At 57.1% G+C, this 13,578-nt stretch carries 15 protein-coding genes; 5 read left to right on the forward strand and 10 right to left on the reverse strand.

Annotated elements, in window-relative coordinates:
* Positions 1–2: 2 nt before the first annotated feature.
* From siaC to gshB, 10 genes are all read right to left on the reverse strand, one after another.
* A complete protein-coding gene (siaC, locus tag EF096_RS03410) occupies positions 3–380 on the reverse strand; it encodes a biofilm regulation phosphoprotein SiaC (protein WP_123888211.1) in 378 nt (125 codons plus the stop codon).
* 21 nt (positions 381–401) lie between these two features.
* Positions 402–944: a biofilm regulation protein kinase SiaB gene (gene siaB / locus EF096_RS03415; protein ID WP_123888212.1), complete on the reverse strand. Its 543-nt coding sequence runs from the start codon at positions 942–944 to the stop codon at positions 402–404.
* Between the two features lie 40 nt (positions 945–984).
* Positions 985–2,979, reverse strand: a complete 1,995-nt coding sequence (gene siaA, locus EF096_RS03420; RefSeq protein WP_123888213.1) for a biofilm regulation protein phosphatase SiaA — start codon at positions 2,977–2,979, stop codon at positions 985–987.
* Positions 2,980–3,038: 59 nt separating this feature from the next.
* Positions 3,039–4,313 (reverse strand): dihydroorotase, encoded by a 1,275-nt coding sequence (locus EF096_RS03425; protein WP_123888214.1) that lies wholly within the window; start codon positions 4,311–4,313, stop codon positions 3,039–3,041.
* 3 nt (positions 4,314–4,316) lie between these two features.
* On the reverse strand, positions 4,317–5,312 hold the full coding sequence (locus tag EF096_RS03430) for an aspartate carbamoyltransferase catalytic subunit (protein ID WP_123888215.1): 996 nt from the start codon (positions 5,310–5,312) through the stop codon (positions 4,317–4,319).
* Positions 5,313–5,319: 7 nt separating this feature from the next.
* The gene (gene pyrR, locus EF096_RS03435; RefSeq protein WP_123888216.1) at positions 5,320–5,829 is read right to left on the reverse strand and encodes a bifunctional pyr operon transcriptional regulator/uracil phosphoribosyltransferase PyrR; all 510 of its coding nucleotides are present in this window, start codon (positions 5,827–5,829) and stop codon (positions 5,320–5,322) included.
* Entirely contained in the window at positions 5,826–6,263 is a 438-nt protein-coding gene (ruvX, locus tag EF096_RS03440; protein ID WP_123888217.1) for a Holliday junction resolvase RuvX, read from the reverse strand. Before ruvX ends, pyrR begins: the two co-directional genes overlap by 4 nt.
* Complete coding sequence (locus tag EF096_RS03445) at positions 6,263–6,829, reverse strand: YqgE/AlgH family protein (RefSeq protein WP_123888218.1); 567 nt, start codon at positions 6,827–6,829, stop codon at positions 6,263–6,265. Before EF096_RS03445 ends, ruvX begins: the two co-directional genes overlap by 1 nt.
* A gap of 78 nt (positions 6,830–6,907) precedes the next feature.
* Complete coding sequence (locus tag EF096_RS03450) at positions 6,908–7,801, reverse strand: energy transducer TonB (RefSeq protein WP_123888219.1); 894 nt, start codon at positions 7,799–7,801, stop codon at positions 6,908–6,910.
* Between the two features lie 122 nt (positions 7,802–7,923).
* Positions 7,924–8,877 carry a glutathione synthase gene (gene gshB / locus EF096_RS03455; RefSeq protein WP_123888220.1) on the reverse strand — a complete coding sequence of 318 codons (954 nt, stop codon included), beginning with the start codon at positions 8,875–8,877 and terminating at the stop codon, positions 7,924–7,926.
* A gap of 225 nt (positions 8,878–9,102) precedes the next feature.
* On the opposite strand from gshB, the gene EF096_RS03460 reads away from it, so the two are divergent.
* The 5 genes from EF096_RS03460 to EF096_RS03480 all read left to right on the forward strand — a co-directional run bounded on the left by EF096_RS03460 (position 9,103) and on the right by EF096_RS03480 (position 13,578).
* Positions 9,103–9,516, forward strand: coding sequence for a response regulator (locus tag EF096_RS03460; RefSeq protein ID WP_123888221.1), 414 nt, complete (start codon positions 9,103–9,105; stop codon positions 9,514–9,516).
* A gap of 38 nt (positions 9,517–9,554) precedes the next feature.
* Entirely contained in the window at positions 9,555–9,920 is a 366-nt protein-coding gene (gene pilH / locus EF096_RS03465) for a twitching motility response regulator PilH (RefSeq protein WP_123888222.1), read from the forward strand.
* Positions 9,921–9,967: 47 nt separating this feature from the next.
* Positions 9,968–10,504, forward strand: a complete 537-nt coding sequence (locus tag EF096_RS03470) for a chemotaxis protein CheW (RefSeq protein ID WP_123888223.1) — start codon at positions 9,968–9,970, stop codon at positions 10,502–10,504.
* A gap of 90 nt (positions 10,505–10,594) precedes the next feature.
* Positions 10,595–12,634: a methyl-accepting chemotaxis protein gene (locus tag EF096_RS03475; RefSeq protein WP_123888224.1), complete on the forward strand. Its 2,040-nt coding sequence runs from the start codon at positions 10,595–10,597 to the stop codon at positions 12,632–12,634.
* Positions 12,635–12,693: 59 nt separating this feature from the next.
* The gene (locus EF096_RS03480; RefSeq protein ID WP_123888225.1) at positions 12,694–13,578 is read left to right on the forward strand and encodes a CheR family methyltransferase; all 885 of its coding nucleotides are present in this window, start codon (positions 12,694–12,696) and stop codon (positions 13,576–13,578) included.

Here is a 13,578-nt window from a genome sequence, read left to right on the forward strand (position 1 = left end):
CTCTAGGCTTGACTGACAATATCGAATGGGAAGGTACAGTCTTCCTTGAACTCTTCGGCTAGCTCGGCAACCCGCTCATTCTGTGGGTCGTAGTACCAGGATACCTGAACCGGCTTGGCATCCTGATGGGCCGCCTCCAGCAAATCAAAAATATCCATCATGGCTTTCACGCTGCTGGTATTGAGGTACAGCAAGCGCAGTTCCAGTGTCAGTTCTGACTGGTTCTGCTCCAGATAGCTCTCGATCCAGTTAAAGACTTGCTGGAACATATCGAAAGAGTTTTCCGGGTAGGAATCACCCGCCATGTAAAGCTTGCCGTTGGCCCAGTCACTGCGGATTTCAGGTGTTGACTGAGAGCTTGGGATAGAAAAATCGGTCATATTCTTAAACTCGTTACTTGATCAGATAACAGCGCGCAGGCTGAAAAAGCCGCGTCCACTGGCCAGTGGTTGCAAGGAGGCCTGCAGTGGCTCGCTGGACTTTCTCGCTATATCGATAAGGCCAAGGCCGGCACCTGAGGGGCGCACTTCATCACGCGGGCGGCGCAGTTGTTCCTTGTAAGCGGCCTTCAGCTCAACCTTGTCGAGCTCTGCCAGGCCTGCAACGGCTTGCTGCAGCCGTTCACCATCGGTCATTTCAATCAGATTTCCGGCAGAAACCACATAGCGGCCGTCCTGGTTGCGTGAAACCACAACGGTAGCGCCAGCTTCCTGCTCACTCCACTGCCGTTCGCGAGCGTAGTGACTGATGTTCTGGGTCATTTCAATGTAGACCGCAAACACGTCCATTGCCGCACTGGGATGGGCGTGATCCGCGGAAAGATAATTGCGCAGCGCGTTACCGATTTCTTCGATCAGGCTGCGTGAAATGGGACCGTTGAAGCACAGCATGATCTGCTGACTATTGAAGCGCTCACGCATGGCAAAAAGATCAATATCTTCCATTACAGCTCCTTTGCGTTTGTGTATTTGTATTTCGCTCGGCTCAGTCAAATCGGAAGCAGAGCATGGTTATGTCGTCACGCTGCGGATAGTCGCCCTGATAGGCCGCCAGTGTATCGCTGAAAGCCGCGCTTTGCTGCTGCAGCGGCAATTTGGCATGTTGGCATAGCATCTCGGCAAAACGGCTGTTGCCAAACCCAAACCCCTGCTCGCCACCAGCCTGATCCAGAAAGCCGTCAGTGCAGAGATAGAAAGTACGCTCGGCGTCCAGTGCTACCTCGGTATTGCGGTAGTCGCCAATGCGTTTGTCGACCAGTGCGCGTTTAGCGCCAGCAACGTGTTCTACGCTACGACCATCGCTATAATAAAGTGCCATTTTGGCACCGGAAAATACCACTCGACGCTGGCTCAAGTCGACAAAGGCGAGCCCCACATCCATGTTGGTAGCAATCGATTTGTATTCAGCCGAATCGCTCAGCATATTGCGCACTATCTGATCGGTACGCTCCAGTATCGCGGCCGGATTAGCCATGCCGCAGTCGTTGATGGCTTGATCCAGTGCAGCATGCGCGAGCATGGTCATCAGTGCGCCGGGGACGCCATGGCCGGCGCAGTCAACCACGCCAAACAGGCACTGCTGATTGTCGCTGCGGAATACATAGAAGTCGCCACCCACGACATCCCTCGGCCGCCATAGCACTGTGTGATGTTGACCGAGCTCATTCACCAGATCGCGGCTGGGTAGAATCGAACGTTGAATAAGACTGGCGTAGTCGATCGAGTCTTCAATTTTCTTGCGCGCAGCATGCATGCTCTGGTTGAGCTCCTCCAGGTCGCGGGTGCGTTCCTGAACGCGCTCTTCCAGCTCATGCGTATGGCTACGTACTTTCTTGGCCATGGTGTCAAAGGCGTCGCTTAGTTCGCCAATTTCATCATTGCGTGTGCGTGGCATGGCCACATCGTAGCGTCCAGCCGCGATCGCCTGCGCGCTTAAACGGAGTTGGCGTAGCGGGCTCAGCAATAGTCGCTCAATTGCAAAGGCAAACAGCAGAATCAGCATGATCAGTAGGGCACCCAGGCCGATCAGAACAGGGGTAAGCCAAGTGCGGTCAATGACCTGGGCGCTGTTAAGATCGACGGCGTTGGCGACAAACCAATTGAGCTCAGGGATATAGCTTAGCGCGAGGAGCTGGGCGTTGCCGTCGAGTGTAATCGGCTGAATACGCACATCATCCGGGTTGGCCTTCACGGCTTGCATGGCCTGGATGACCATCTGTTTTTCGCTTTCGCTACCAAGCATGTCGAGCAGGTTGCTACCCGCTCTGGCATCCGCATTGGCGCCTGAGTTGAGGGCAATCAGGTTGCTATTCTGATGCGCCTGGATGGCACCATCTGCGTCGAGGATCATGGGTGTGACACCCTGCTCGTCACTAGCGATGAAGTCGCGAATAAAGCTGGAAAGATCCAGTCCGGAACCCGCCAGGGCGAGCACCTCGCCGCTATCGTCCTTGACCACCATGTTGAGCCATACCTTGGTGGTATTCAGTTCTGGATTAGAGTCGACATTGATATTGAAATTATCGGTGTCGCGCAGGGTGGAAAAGAACCAGCTGTCTGCTGCTGTCTCTCGGTTCAGCGTGTAGTGCGGCTGCATGCTGACGGGTTCTTCGTTGCCGTTGAAGTAATACTCAAGGCTACTGAGCATGACGATGAAGTAGGCATGATCACGAAAATCCTGGCGATAGCGCTCGGCTTCGCGGAAAAACAGATCCTTCTTGGCGGCGTCTTGCGGGTCTTTCAGCCACTGCAGCGTGACTTCAGAATTGGCTAGCCGAAGTGACAGCGCTAGTTCACGGCTGATGGGGGTACGAATTTTTTCTCGGCTGAGCAGCGTTGCGTTGCGCGCATAAGCTTCACCGAAGTGCTCGTGAATACTGCTCAGCAATGACCAGCCGATCAGGCCAGCGGGCAGTAACGCCAGCATTCCAGCCAGCAGCAGGGCAAGCAGGGATTTACCGCGTAAGCCAAAGGCAGCCATACCTACATCCTTTTCATGGTCAAGTGACGTCGGGCATAAGCCCGACTAAGGGGGCGTGATCAGTTGGCTTGGTACACCAATTTTCCGTTGCACAGGGTATGGGTGACAGCGGCTGGCGCGCCTTGGCCGATGAAGGGGCAATTGGCGCCGCGTGACAGCCAGTTGCGGCCGATTTCGCAAGCCTTCGCTGGATCAAATAGCGTCAGATCAGCAGCGCCGCCCAGCGTTAGCTGTCCAGCCTGCAGATTGAGTGCTGCAGCTGGGCCAGTGGTCAGGCGGGACAGCAAGGCCGGCAGCTCCAGCAGGCCATCGGCAACCAGCGTCAGTGCCAGCGGCAGGAGAATCTCGACGCTACTGATGCCGGGCGCCGAGGCCGCGAATGGCACGCGCTTAACCTCTGGCTCGTGTGGTCGGTGATGGGACGCGATAGCTTGTACTACGCCGCTCTGCACTGCTTCACGCAGCGCTCTGCGGTCTGCAGCGGAGCGCAGTGGTGGCATAACGTGCAGCAGGCTGGAGAATCCGTTGAGGTCCTCATCACAGAGCAGCAGTTGGTAGGCGGCGACATCGGCAGTGACAGGCAAGCCTCGCGCCTGGGCGGTTGCCAGCATGTCTACTGCGCGGGCGCTGGTGAGCCCGCTGAAATGCGCGCGTACGCCGGTTTGCTCGATCAGCAAAAGGTCACGGGCGAGCGCTACAGTTTCCGCGCTTTCCGGAATGCCGATCAGCCCTAGTCTGGACGCGGTCGGCCCTTCGTGAGCCATGCCGCCCTCGGCTAGCGAAGGGTCGAGCGGGGTAAAGATGATGGGTACATCAAAGGTCGCGGCATACTCCAGCGCACGACGCAGAATACGATTACTGCCCATTGGATTCAGGCCTTGAGTAAAGGCCACGCAGCCAGCATCACGCAGGGCTACCAGCTCGCTCAGGTGTTCACCCTCAAGGTTTCGGGTCAACGCCCCTATCGGCAGTACGCGGGCATGGCCGGATGCCTGGCTGCGGTCGAGGATCAGCTCGGCCACGGCTGAAGTGTCCAGTACCGGGCGGCTGTCGGGCGGGCAGCACAGACTGGTAACGCCGCCAGCTGCCGCTGCGCGGGTTTCACTGTCGATGCTGCCCTTGCGGCTATAACCCGGCTCGCGCAGGCTGACGTTGAGGTCAACCAGTCCGGGGCTGGCGATCAGCCCACGCGCGTCGATTACCTGATTGGCGGTAAACCCTTCGGGTGCAGCGCCAATGGCTTGGATGTGGCCAGCGGCGATATGCAGATCGGTAATTTGGTCAAAATGGCTCGCAGGGTCGATTACCCGCGCGCCTTCAATGGTCAGTCGCATGATTCAGTTCGCTTCCTGGGTGTGCTGGCGCTGGGAGGTTTGTCCGGTCATGGCCATCGACATCACGGCCATGCGCACAGCGATGCCATAGGTAACCTGCTTGAGGATCACGGACTGCGGGCCATCGGCGACCTCCGACTCGATTTCGACACCGCGATTAATCGGGCCAGGGTGCATGACAAGTGCATCGGGCTTGGCCAGTGCCAGTGTTTCGCGGGTCAGACCGTAGAGACGATAAAACTCGCCTTCGCTGGGCAGCAGGCCGCTTTGCATGCGCTCGCGTTGTAGTCGCAGCATGATAACGACGTCTACGTCACGCAGGCCGACGCGCAGATCGTTGAAAACGCGCACGCCGTATTGCTCGATACCGTCAGGCAGCAGGGTGCGCGGGGCAATGACGCGAATGTCCGGGCAGCCGAGGGTTTTCAGCGCCTGCATATTGGAGCGGGCGACTCGCGAATGCAGGATATCGCCGACGATGGCAACCGATAGCTTTTCGAAGTCGCCGCGATGACGGCGGATCGTCAGCATGTCGAGCATCGCCTGGGTGGGATGGGCATGGTTGCCATCGCCCGCATTGATGACGGCAACATCCGGACAAACGTGTTCGGCAATGAAGTGCGCCGCACCGGAATCACCATGGCGCACAACAAACATGTCGGCGGCCATGGCCTCCAGATTCTGCAGCGTGTCGTACAGTGTTTCGCCCTTGCTGGTGGACGAGGTCGAGATGTTCAGGTTGAGCACGTCCGCCGATAGGCGCTTGGCGGCAAGTTCAAAGGTGGTACGAGTGCGGGTAGAGTTCTCGAAAAAGACGTTGCACACGGTCTTGCCGCGCAGCAATGGGACCTTTTTTACTGCGCGCTCGCCCACTTCAAGGAAGGAGTCGGCAGTATCCAGGAGCTCTGTCAGCAGCTCGCGGGAGAGACCTTCAATAGTAAGAAAGTGGCGCAGTTGGCCCTGGTGGTTCAGTTGCAGGTGTTGCGGCATCTGGGTCATGGCTGTCTCAGTGGGTAGCGGCGTTCAGGGTGAGCTGCAGTGGGCTGGGGCCGGTCAGCTTTACCCGCTGGCCAGCGGGTAGGGCGAGGCTGGCGCCGAGGATGTCGGCACGCACCGGCAATTGTCGCGCTTCGATATCCAGCAGGGTGACCAGGGTCACGGAAGCAGGGCGGCCGTAGTCGAATAGTTCGTTCAGCGCGGCGCGAATGGTGCGCCCGGTCATGAGCACGTCGTCTACCAGAATCAGGTGGCGACCATCTACGGTGAAAGGCAGCTCTGAAGGGCGCACCCGCTGTGGCAGGCCATGTTGTTCAAAGTCATCACGATAAAAGGCGATATCGAGAGTACCCATGGGTGCATTGGGGGCGACTTGCTGATGCAGAGCCTCGGCGATCCAGACGCCGCCGGTGTGTATACCTACGAAGGCCGGGTCATCAATCTGCCGTTCTTGCAGATAGCGGCTCAACTGGTCTGCCATCTGCTGCAGTAACGGGCCGACCTCGGGTAGTGCGCTCATGACATCTCCTTGGGCTGGCTGGCGAGCCAGGTTTCGAGCAGCAGAGCGGCAGCCAGGCTATCTACCGGATTTTCTCGGTAACTGCCGGGCGTGCGTTGCTGGTCGCGTAACTGTTGTTTGGCTTCAAAAGTGGATAGGCGCTCATCGACGCACTGGGCGGGCAGATTGAATCGGCCCTCCAGTCGGCGGGCGAACTTGCTGGCGCGGGTGCTCATCTCACTCTCGCTGCCATCCATGTTCAGGGGCAAGCCGACAATAAGAATATCCGGCTTCCATTCCTTGATCAGTTTGCCGATGTGATCCCAGTCTGGAATGCCGTCGCGAGCGCGCAGGTTGATGAGTGGCTCGGCGCTGCCGGTCAACGTCTGGCCTACGGCAACCCCTATCTGTCGGGTGCCATAATCGAAAGCAAGGGCGCGCTGGTGCTTGACCATCAGGCGTGGCCCGCCTGGCTGGTCAGTAGCGTCCAGTCCACCCCCAGCGAGCGTGCCGCTGCCGCCAAGCGGTCTGCGCTGGGTAGCGCAAACAATATCTGGTGGTCGGCCGGGCAGCTTAGCCAGACGTTATCAGCCAGTTCCTGCTCCAGTTGCCCTGCGTCCCAGCCGGCGTAGCCGAGCGCAATCAGAGCCTCGCTCGGCCCAAGGCCGCGAGCCATGTCCGAGAGGATGTCGCGGGAGGTGGTTAGCTGTAGCGGGCCGAGATCCAGGCTGGATTCCCACTGATGCGGACCAGGGTGCAATACAAAGCCGCGTTCCTGCTCGACCGGCCCGCCATTGAACACCTGGCACTGTTGTTCCGCGCAAACGTCCAGCTCTGGGTCAAGCTGGTCAAGCAGGTCGGCCAGGTCCAGGTCGCTGGGTTGGTTGACCACCAGGCCCATTGCGCCTTGCTCCGAGTGTTCACAGAGATAAATCAGGCTGTGATTAAAACGCGGATCGGCCATGTGTGGCATGGCAATCAGAAAGTGATGGGTAAGGTTGCTCGGTATGCTCTGTTTCATGCGCATAGTATTGGGCGGAAGTGCTTGCAGAGCAAGGCTGGTTTGGTCCGGGCGGGCGTTGATGCGCCCGCTCCTAGTTTATGAACTGGATACCCGATCGCCCGGTTCAAAGCGCCAGGTGCGGATAATCTCCAGTACGTCGACATCCATCAAATCACCCGTGAAAGGCGTAAACGGGGCTGAAAGCCGCACGATCCGCAACGCTGCGTTATCCAGTACCGTATTACCGGAGGATTCGAGAATGCTCACTTCACGCAAGGTGCCATCGCGATTGATCGCTACCAGTAATCGCAGGCTGCCGTATATCTTGTTGCTGCGTGCTTCAGCCGGGTAATTCAGGTTGCCGACTTTCTCGACTTTGCGGCGCCAGGCATCTTTATAGTAGGCGCCCTTGTCCTGCATGGTTGAAGCCGCATTGAGCCGCAATACCCTTGGGCGGCGTGCGTACTGTTGACGCTCTTCGGCAAGCTGGGCCTCCAGGCTGGCGATCTCGCTGGACAGGGTGCTCATATTAAAGTGCAGGCTGGCCGGTGGCGCTTCGGTCGGTTTGGGCTTGGTGGATGCAGTGGTGATCTGGTCGATTTTCGGCGCGCTGGTAGTAACGACCTTTTGTTCCTGTGGCATGGGTGGTGGCGCGCTGACCTGTTGCTGCGGAGTGACCTTGTTGATTTCGCTATCTTGAAAGTCAGCCTCTTCTGTCGTGCTCGGAGCGGCTTTCTCTTCCAGGGTTCCGCTACCTTGCTGATTATGCTGCGCCAAATAATCAGCTTGCTCTGGCTGCTCCTCGCTCTGCTGGGTGGCGAGAGTGATTTCCAGGCTCTTGGACAGTTCACTTGGCGTAGGCAGGTCGAAGGTGATGCCAAGAATTACCAGGGCGTGTAGCACCGCAGCAATAAACAAGGTAAAGCCAAGACGGTCACGGGCGGTGACAGTCGGCGGCTGCGGTGTAGGAGGTGTTACGGCTGTATTCATGCTTTCCGTAGGCTTCGACGTGATTCAGATATGCGGTGAAGTCTGCCCCGCGTGCCGGGAAAAGTCCATGCACTGCGTCACCTGCGCGACAGGCCGCGCGCAAGGTGACACAGGTTCCGGCATTAACGGGCAGCGAGTTGCTCGGCGATGGCGTCCATTAACTGTCCGCCGATATCAGTTTGGTAAGCGGCGTCAATCTCACGAATACAGGTGGGGCTGGTGACATTGATTTCGGTCAGGTAGTCGCCGATCACGTCCAGGCCAACGAACAGCAAGCCGCGCTCGCGCAGGGTCGGCCCTACTTGAGCGGCTATCCAGCGGTCGCGTTCGGTTAGTGGTCTCGCTTCGCCGCGGCCGCCAGCGGCCAGGTTGCCCCGTGTCTCGCCTTGCTGCGGGATACGCGCCAAACAGTAGGGTACTGGTTCGCCCTTGATCATCAGGATGCGTTTGTCGCCATCTTTGATCTCCGGCAAATAGCGCTGGGCCATAATCTGTTCTTGGCCGTGGCGGGTCAGTGTTTCGATGATGACGCTGAGATTGGGATCGTTTTCCTTGATGCGGAAAATCATTGAACCGCCCATGCCATCTAGCGGTTTGAGAATGACGTCACGGTGCCGCTTGGCAAATTCGCGCAGAATGTCGGCCCGCCGTGTAACGATATGTTCGGGCGCGCACTGCGGGAATTGAGTAGCGAACAGCTTTTCGTTGCAGTCGCGCAGACTGGCTGGGCGATTGACCACCAAGACGCCAGCGCGTTCAGCGGCTTCCAGAATGTGGGTTGCGTAAAGAAACTCATTGTCGAAGGGCGGGTCCTTGCGCATTAGTACGACGTCCAATGTGCTAAGGCTGAGCTGCTGCTGTTCGCCCAGGTCGTACCAGTGATCAGGGTCTGCATGTACCTGCAGGGAACGCATGCAGCCCATAGCCTGTCCGTCGGCAAGGTAGAGATCCTGAGGCTCCAGATAGAATAACTCCCACTGGCGCTCACTGGCGGCCAGTAGCATGGCCAGGGTGCTATCTTTCTTATAATGGATCGCGCTGATGGGATCCATGACGACGCCGAGACGAATAGGCATATTAGAGGTATTCCGCGCTGTTTCGAGGTAAGCATGCAGTGTAACGCTTGATGCTGTGTGCAATAAAGGTCGGCTAGTCTGGATGGATGCGCTGGACATGAGTAAGCTTTATAGATTGGCCGAGTAATCTATGCTAAAAGTACGCGAAAAGGATTTGGCTGGTCAGCGGCTGGCAAGACGCAGCCATAAAGAATTGAACCACCATTTATAACAAAGGCTGGTCTTATGGAAGAAAATTTCGAGAGCCTGAAGGTCATGGTGATTGATGACAGCAAGACGATTCGACGCACGGCGGAAACCTTGCTGAAAAAAGTCGGATGCACCGTGATTACTGCCGTTGATGGCTTTGATGCGCTAGCCAAGATTGCGGATAATCATCCCGATATCATCTTTGTTGACATCATGATGCCGCGCCTCGACGGCTATCAGACTTGTGCGCTGATCAAGAACAACAGCGCTTTCCGCTCCACCCCCGTGATCATGCTGTCCAGCAAGGATGGTCTGTTCGATAAGGCCAAGGGTCGGATAGTAGGCTCAGATCAGTATTTGACCAAGCCATTCAGCAAAGAAGAGCTGCTTGGCGCTATTCGCGCGCATGTGCCGCAGGCTGGCAACATGGCTGGTGCGGCGGGCGCATAAGCGCCGCTGCATAATTTTGAATTAACCGGGGGACTCCGATGGCCCGTATTCTGGTAGTAGATGATTCGCCAACCGAGCTTTATAAGCTCACCGGCATGCTTGAAAAGCACGGTTATGAAGTATTAAAGGCAGAGAACGGGGCAGATGGCGTTGCGCTTGCACGTCAGGAAAAGCCGGATGCTGTATTAATGGATATTGTCATGCCTGGCCTCAACGGTTTTCAGGCAACTCGTCAATTAACCAAAGATCCGGAAACTGCCAATATTCCGGTGATTATAGTCACCACCAAAGACCAGGAAACCGATAAGGTCTGGGGTAAACGCCAGGGTGCAAAAGACTACCTGACCAAGCCGGTCGAGGAATCTACTCTGGTCCAGACACTGAAATCGGTACTCGGCAGCTAGGAAATCCTGCTTGTTCGATGCCGCATAACAACGAGAATAGACTCGGCATGTCAGATATACAGCATCCCTTCGATCTATTGCAGACGCTGGCCAAAAGTTATCGCACACAGGCTAGCGGCTTGCCGTCTCAAGATGTGGTGAGCGAAGTCTGGAGTGGTGTCGGCTTTCGGCTGGCAGGACACTTTATGCTCGCTGCCATGGGCGAGGTCAGTGAAATTCTGCATGAGCCACGTTACACCGCGTTGCCCCGGGTTAAGGCTTGGGTACGAGGTGTAGCCAATGTGCGTGGCCGTCTATTACCGATCGTTGATATGAGCGGTTTTTTTGGTGTCACCAGCACAGCGCCGCGCAAGCAGCGCCGAGTCCTGGTGCTGGATCGTGACGACCTGTTTGTTGGCTTGCTGATCGATGAGTTACTGGGTATGCAGCACATGCCCGTCAGCTCCTTCAGTGAACGCCTACCAGAGCTCGATGACGCGGTGCGTCCCTATGTCATAGGTGCCTATGACGGCGAGCAACAGGCGCTGGTATTTAATTTTCGCGCATTAGCGCACGATCAGGCGTTTCTCGACGTAGCGCTTTGATCAGTATTTGGGGTGCGGCCGGTGATGAGCTGCTGCATCGGAGCATGTTAGCTAGAACAACAAGGCTGTCGGCCAGGTAGGGGCCATAAAATGAAAAAGTTCGATAGACAGATGCTGTCCACGATGCGAAGCAACCGCACGCTCACCGGCCTGTTCGCCGTACTGATCCTGTCGTTGTTGTTGCTGTTCGTCAACTTCCTGTATTTGAATATTCAGAGTAAGTACGACACCGAATATATCGGCCACGCAGGTGAGTTGCGCGTACTGTCGCAGGAAATTTCCAAGTCGGCGACTGAGGCAGCTACGGGTACGCCGGAAGCCTTTGGTCTGCTGTTGACGGCGCGTAACGACTTCCAGCAGCGCTGGGATTATCTGATAGAAGGTCGTGAACAAACCGGCCTTCCTCCGACTCCCGCTTCGCTGCAGGAGCAGCTGGCGCCTGCGCAAGATGACTGGGATAAAGTACGCCGCAATGCGGACGCCATTTTGGCCAGTCAGGCGACGGTATTGTCCCTACACGAAGTTGCCAACAACTTGTCTGATACCGTGCCTCAGCTTCAGGTCGAGTATGAAGACGTGGTTGATTTGTTGATTACCAGCGGCGCATCGGCCGACCAGGTGGCCATCGCTCAGCGGCAATCATTGCTGGCCGAGCGTATTCTTGGCTCGGTAAACCGCGTACTCGCTGGTGACCAGGACTCGGTGATGGCAGCGGACAGTTTTGGTCGTGATGCCAGCCTCTTTGGTCGCGTACTGCAGGGTATGTTGCAGGGCAACGATGCTATTGGCATTACGCAGGTAACCAACCCGGAAGCAGCCGCCCGACTCGAGGAAATTCAAGAGCTGTTCCGCTACGTATCGGATTCTGTTGACCAGATTCTGCTGACGTCTCCGGAGCTCTATCAGGTACGTTCCGCTGCCAACGAAATCTTTACCGATTCGCAGTCGCTGCTGGAAAACGTATCAGAATTGGCCCGTGGCTTTGAGAGTCGCGCTGATGCCCGTGTTATCAACAGTATTTTAGGCTACGCGCTGGGCGTCATTGCCTTGGGCTGCATTTTGCTGATCGGTGTGCAGATGACCCGCGAAACCCGCGAGCGTCTGGTTGAAACCGCTGAGAAAAATGAGCGCAACCAGGCAGCGATTTTGCGACTGCTGGATGAGATCGGTGACTTGGCCGACGGTGACCTCACCGCCCAGGCTACGGTAACCGAGGACTTCACGGGTGCGATCGCAGACTCTATCAATGAATCTATTGACCAACTCCGCGCACTGGTACTGACCATTAACGAAACGGCCTTGCAGGTAGAAGGCGCTGCCCAGGAAACACAGGGTACAGCGATGCACTTGGCCGAGGCCTCCGAGCACCAGGCACAGGAAATTGCTGGCGCCTCTGCCGCGGTAAACGAGATGGCGGTTTCCATTGACCAGGTATCCGCCAACGCTTCCGAATCGGCGGCGGTAGCAGAACGTTCGGTAGCCATCGCCAACAAGGGTAACGAGGTAGTACAGAATACCATCGTTGGCATGGATACCATTCGCGAGCAGATTCAGGACACATCCAAGCGGATCAAGCGCCTGGGTGAGTCATCGCAGGAAATTGGTGACATCGTAAGTCTGATTAACGACATTGCTGACCAGACCAACATTCTGGCCTTGAACGCCGCGATTCAGGCCTCCATGGCCGGTGACGCCGGTCGAGGCTTCGCGGTGGTAGCCGACGAAGTACAGCGTCTGGCTGAACGTTCTTCTGGTGCCACCAAGCAGATTGAAGCGCTGGTAAAAACCATTCAGACCGATACCAATGAAGCAGTTATCTCGATGGAACAGACGACGTCCGAGGTGGTTCGTGGTGCCCGTTTGGCACAGGACGCCGGTGTCGCTCTGGAAGAGATCGAGAAGGTATCAACCAGTCTGGCAGCCTTGATTCAGAACATTTCCAACGCCGCACGGCAGCAGGCTTCTTCTGCCGGTCACATTTCCAATACCATGAACGTGATCCAGGAGATCACCTCGCAAACCTCGGCAGGTACCACCACCACCGCACGCAGCATTGGTGAGTTGGCGAAACTGGCTGAGGCCATGCGTCAGTCGGTTGACGGCTTCACGCTACCGCAGCAGGACGACTAAGCTGAGTCGGAAGGCTGCAAGCGCGGCCCTCCGGTTTCGCCTGGAGCGAGGGGCATAAAGTGCAGACAACGCAGAATTGGTCGTTGCAACAGCTGCCGGAAATGGACGCGCATCAGTTTCGGCAGTGGCAAACACTGCTGGAGGCTCGTACCGGCGTGTGCGTTAGTGATCAGCGCAGAACGTTTTTGCAGACCAGCGTTGGCACGCGCATGCGTGAGCTGAACATCACCGACTATCAGCAATACTATGATCAGGTGACGCAGGGTGCGGCGGGCGCGGTGGAATGGTCTGCGCTGATTGACCGACTGACGGTGCGGGAAACCAGCTTTATGCGGCACCGGCCCTCGTTCGATGCCATTGGTCGGCATTTGAGCACACTGCTTGCTGATCGGGGCGCAGAGCGGCCATTGCAGCTATGGAGTGTGGGTTGCGCCAGCGGCGAGGAGGCTTACTCGTTGGCCATTGTCAGCGAGCAAAGTATTGCTGCAGCGGGCGGCCATGCCAGCGGATATGGCGTCTGGGCGACCGATATAAGCCTAAAGGCGCTAGAGCAGGGGCGTGCCGCCACTTACTCTGGCAATCGTCTGGGCGGACTGGACGACCGTGAGCGCCGCGAATGGCTGCAAACCCTGCCGAATGACCGTTACGAAGTTGCCTATGCCCTGCGTGACCGGGTGTGTTTTTCTCGCTTGAACATTCTGGAATTGGCCCAGGCCCCTATCAGGGACCTGGATATTATTTTCTGCCAGAACCTGCTCATCTATTTCCGTCGCTGGCGTCGCCGCGATCTGCTCAACCTGCTGGCGACGCGGCTCGCGCCCGGCGGCATGTTGATCATTGGATTGGGTGAAATCATGGACTGGAATAATCCCTTGCTCGAGCGGCTACCTGATGACCAGGTACAGGCCTATGTGCGCCGGGATAGCACTGGACGTCTGGAGTAA

This window comes from Pseudomonas neustonica (assembly GCF_003797945.1).
GTDB lineage: Bacteria > Pseudomonadota > Gammaproteobacteria > Pseudomonadales > Pseudomonadaceae > Halopseudomonas > Halopseudomonas neustonica.

Excerpts from the sequence above, each read along its gene's own strand:
- siaC (WP_123888211.1), bottom strand. The coding sequence starts at position 380 with ATGACCGATTTTTCTATCCCAAGCTCTCAGTCAACACCTGAAATCCGC.
- siaB (WP_123888212.1), bottom strand. The coding sequence starts at position 944 with ATGGAAGATATTGATCTTTTTGCCATGCGTGAGCGCTTCAATAGTCAG.
- siaA (WP_123888213.1), bottom strand. The coding sequence starts at position 2,979 with ATGGCTGCCTTTGGCTTACGCGGTAAATCCCTGCTTGCCCTGCTGCTG.
- EF096_RS03425 (WP_123888214.1), bottom strand. The coding sequence starts at position 4,313 with ATGCGACTGACCATTGAAGGCGCGCGGGTAATCGACCCTGCGAGCCAT.
- EF096_RS03430 (WP_123888215.1), bottom strand. The coding sequence starts at position 5,312 with ATGACCCAGATGCCGCAACACCTGCAACTGAACCACCAGGGCCAACTG.
- pyrR (WP_123888216.1), bottom strand. The coding sequence starts at position 5,829 with ATGAGCGCACTACCCGAGGTCGGCCCGTTACTGCAGCAGATGGCAGAC.
- ruvX (WP_123888217.1), bottom strand. The coding sequence starts at position 6,263 with ATGGTCAAGCACCAGCGCGCCCTTGCTTTCGATTATGGCACCCGACAG.
- EF096_RS03445 (WP_123888218.1), bottom strand. The coding sequence starts at position 6,829 with ATGAAACAGAGCATACCGAGCAACCTTACCCATCACTTTCTGATTGCC.
- EF096_RS03450 (WP_123888219.1), bottom strand. The coding sequence starts at position 7,801 with ATGAATACAGCCGTAACACCTCCTACACCGCAGCCGCCGACTGTCACC.
- gshB (WP_123888220.1), bottom strand. The coding sequence starts at position 8,877 with ATGCCTATTCGTCTCGGCGTCGTCATGGATCCCATCAGCGCGATCCAT.
- EF096_RS03460 (WP_123888221.1), top strand. The coding sequence starts at position 9,103 with ATGGAAGAAAATTTCGAGAGCCTGAAGGTCATGGTGATTGATGACAGC.
- pilH (WP_123888222.1), top strand. The coding sequence starts at position 9,555 with ATGGCCCGTATTCTGGTAGTAGATGATTCGCCAACCGAGCTTTATAAG.
- EF096_RS03470 (WP_123888223.1), top strand. The coding sequence starts at position 9,968 with ATGTCAGATATACAGCATCCCTTCGATCTATTGCAGACGCTGGCCAAA.
- EF096_RS03475 (WP_123888224.1), top strand. The coding sequence starts at position 10,595 with ATGAAAAAGTTCGATAGACAGATGCTGTCCACGATGCGAAGCAACCGC.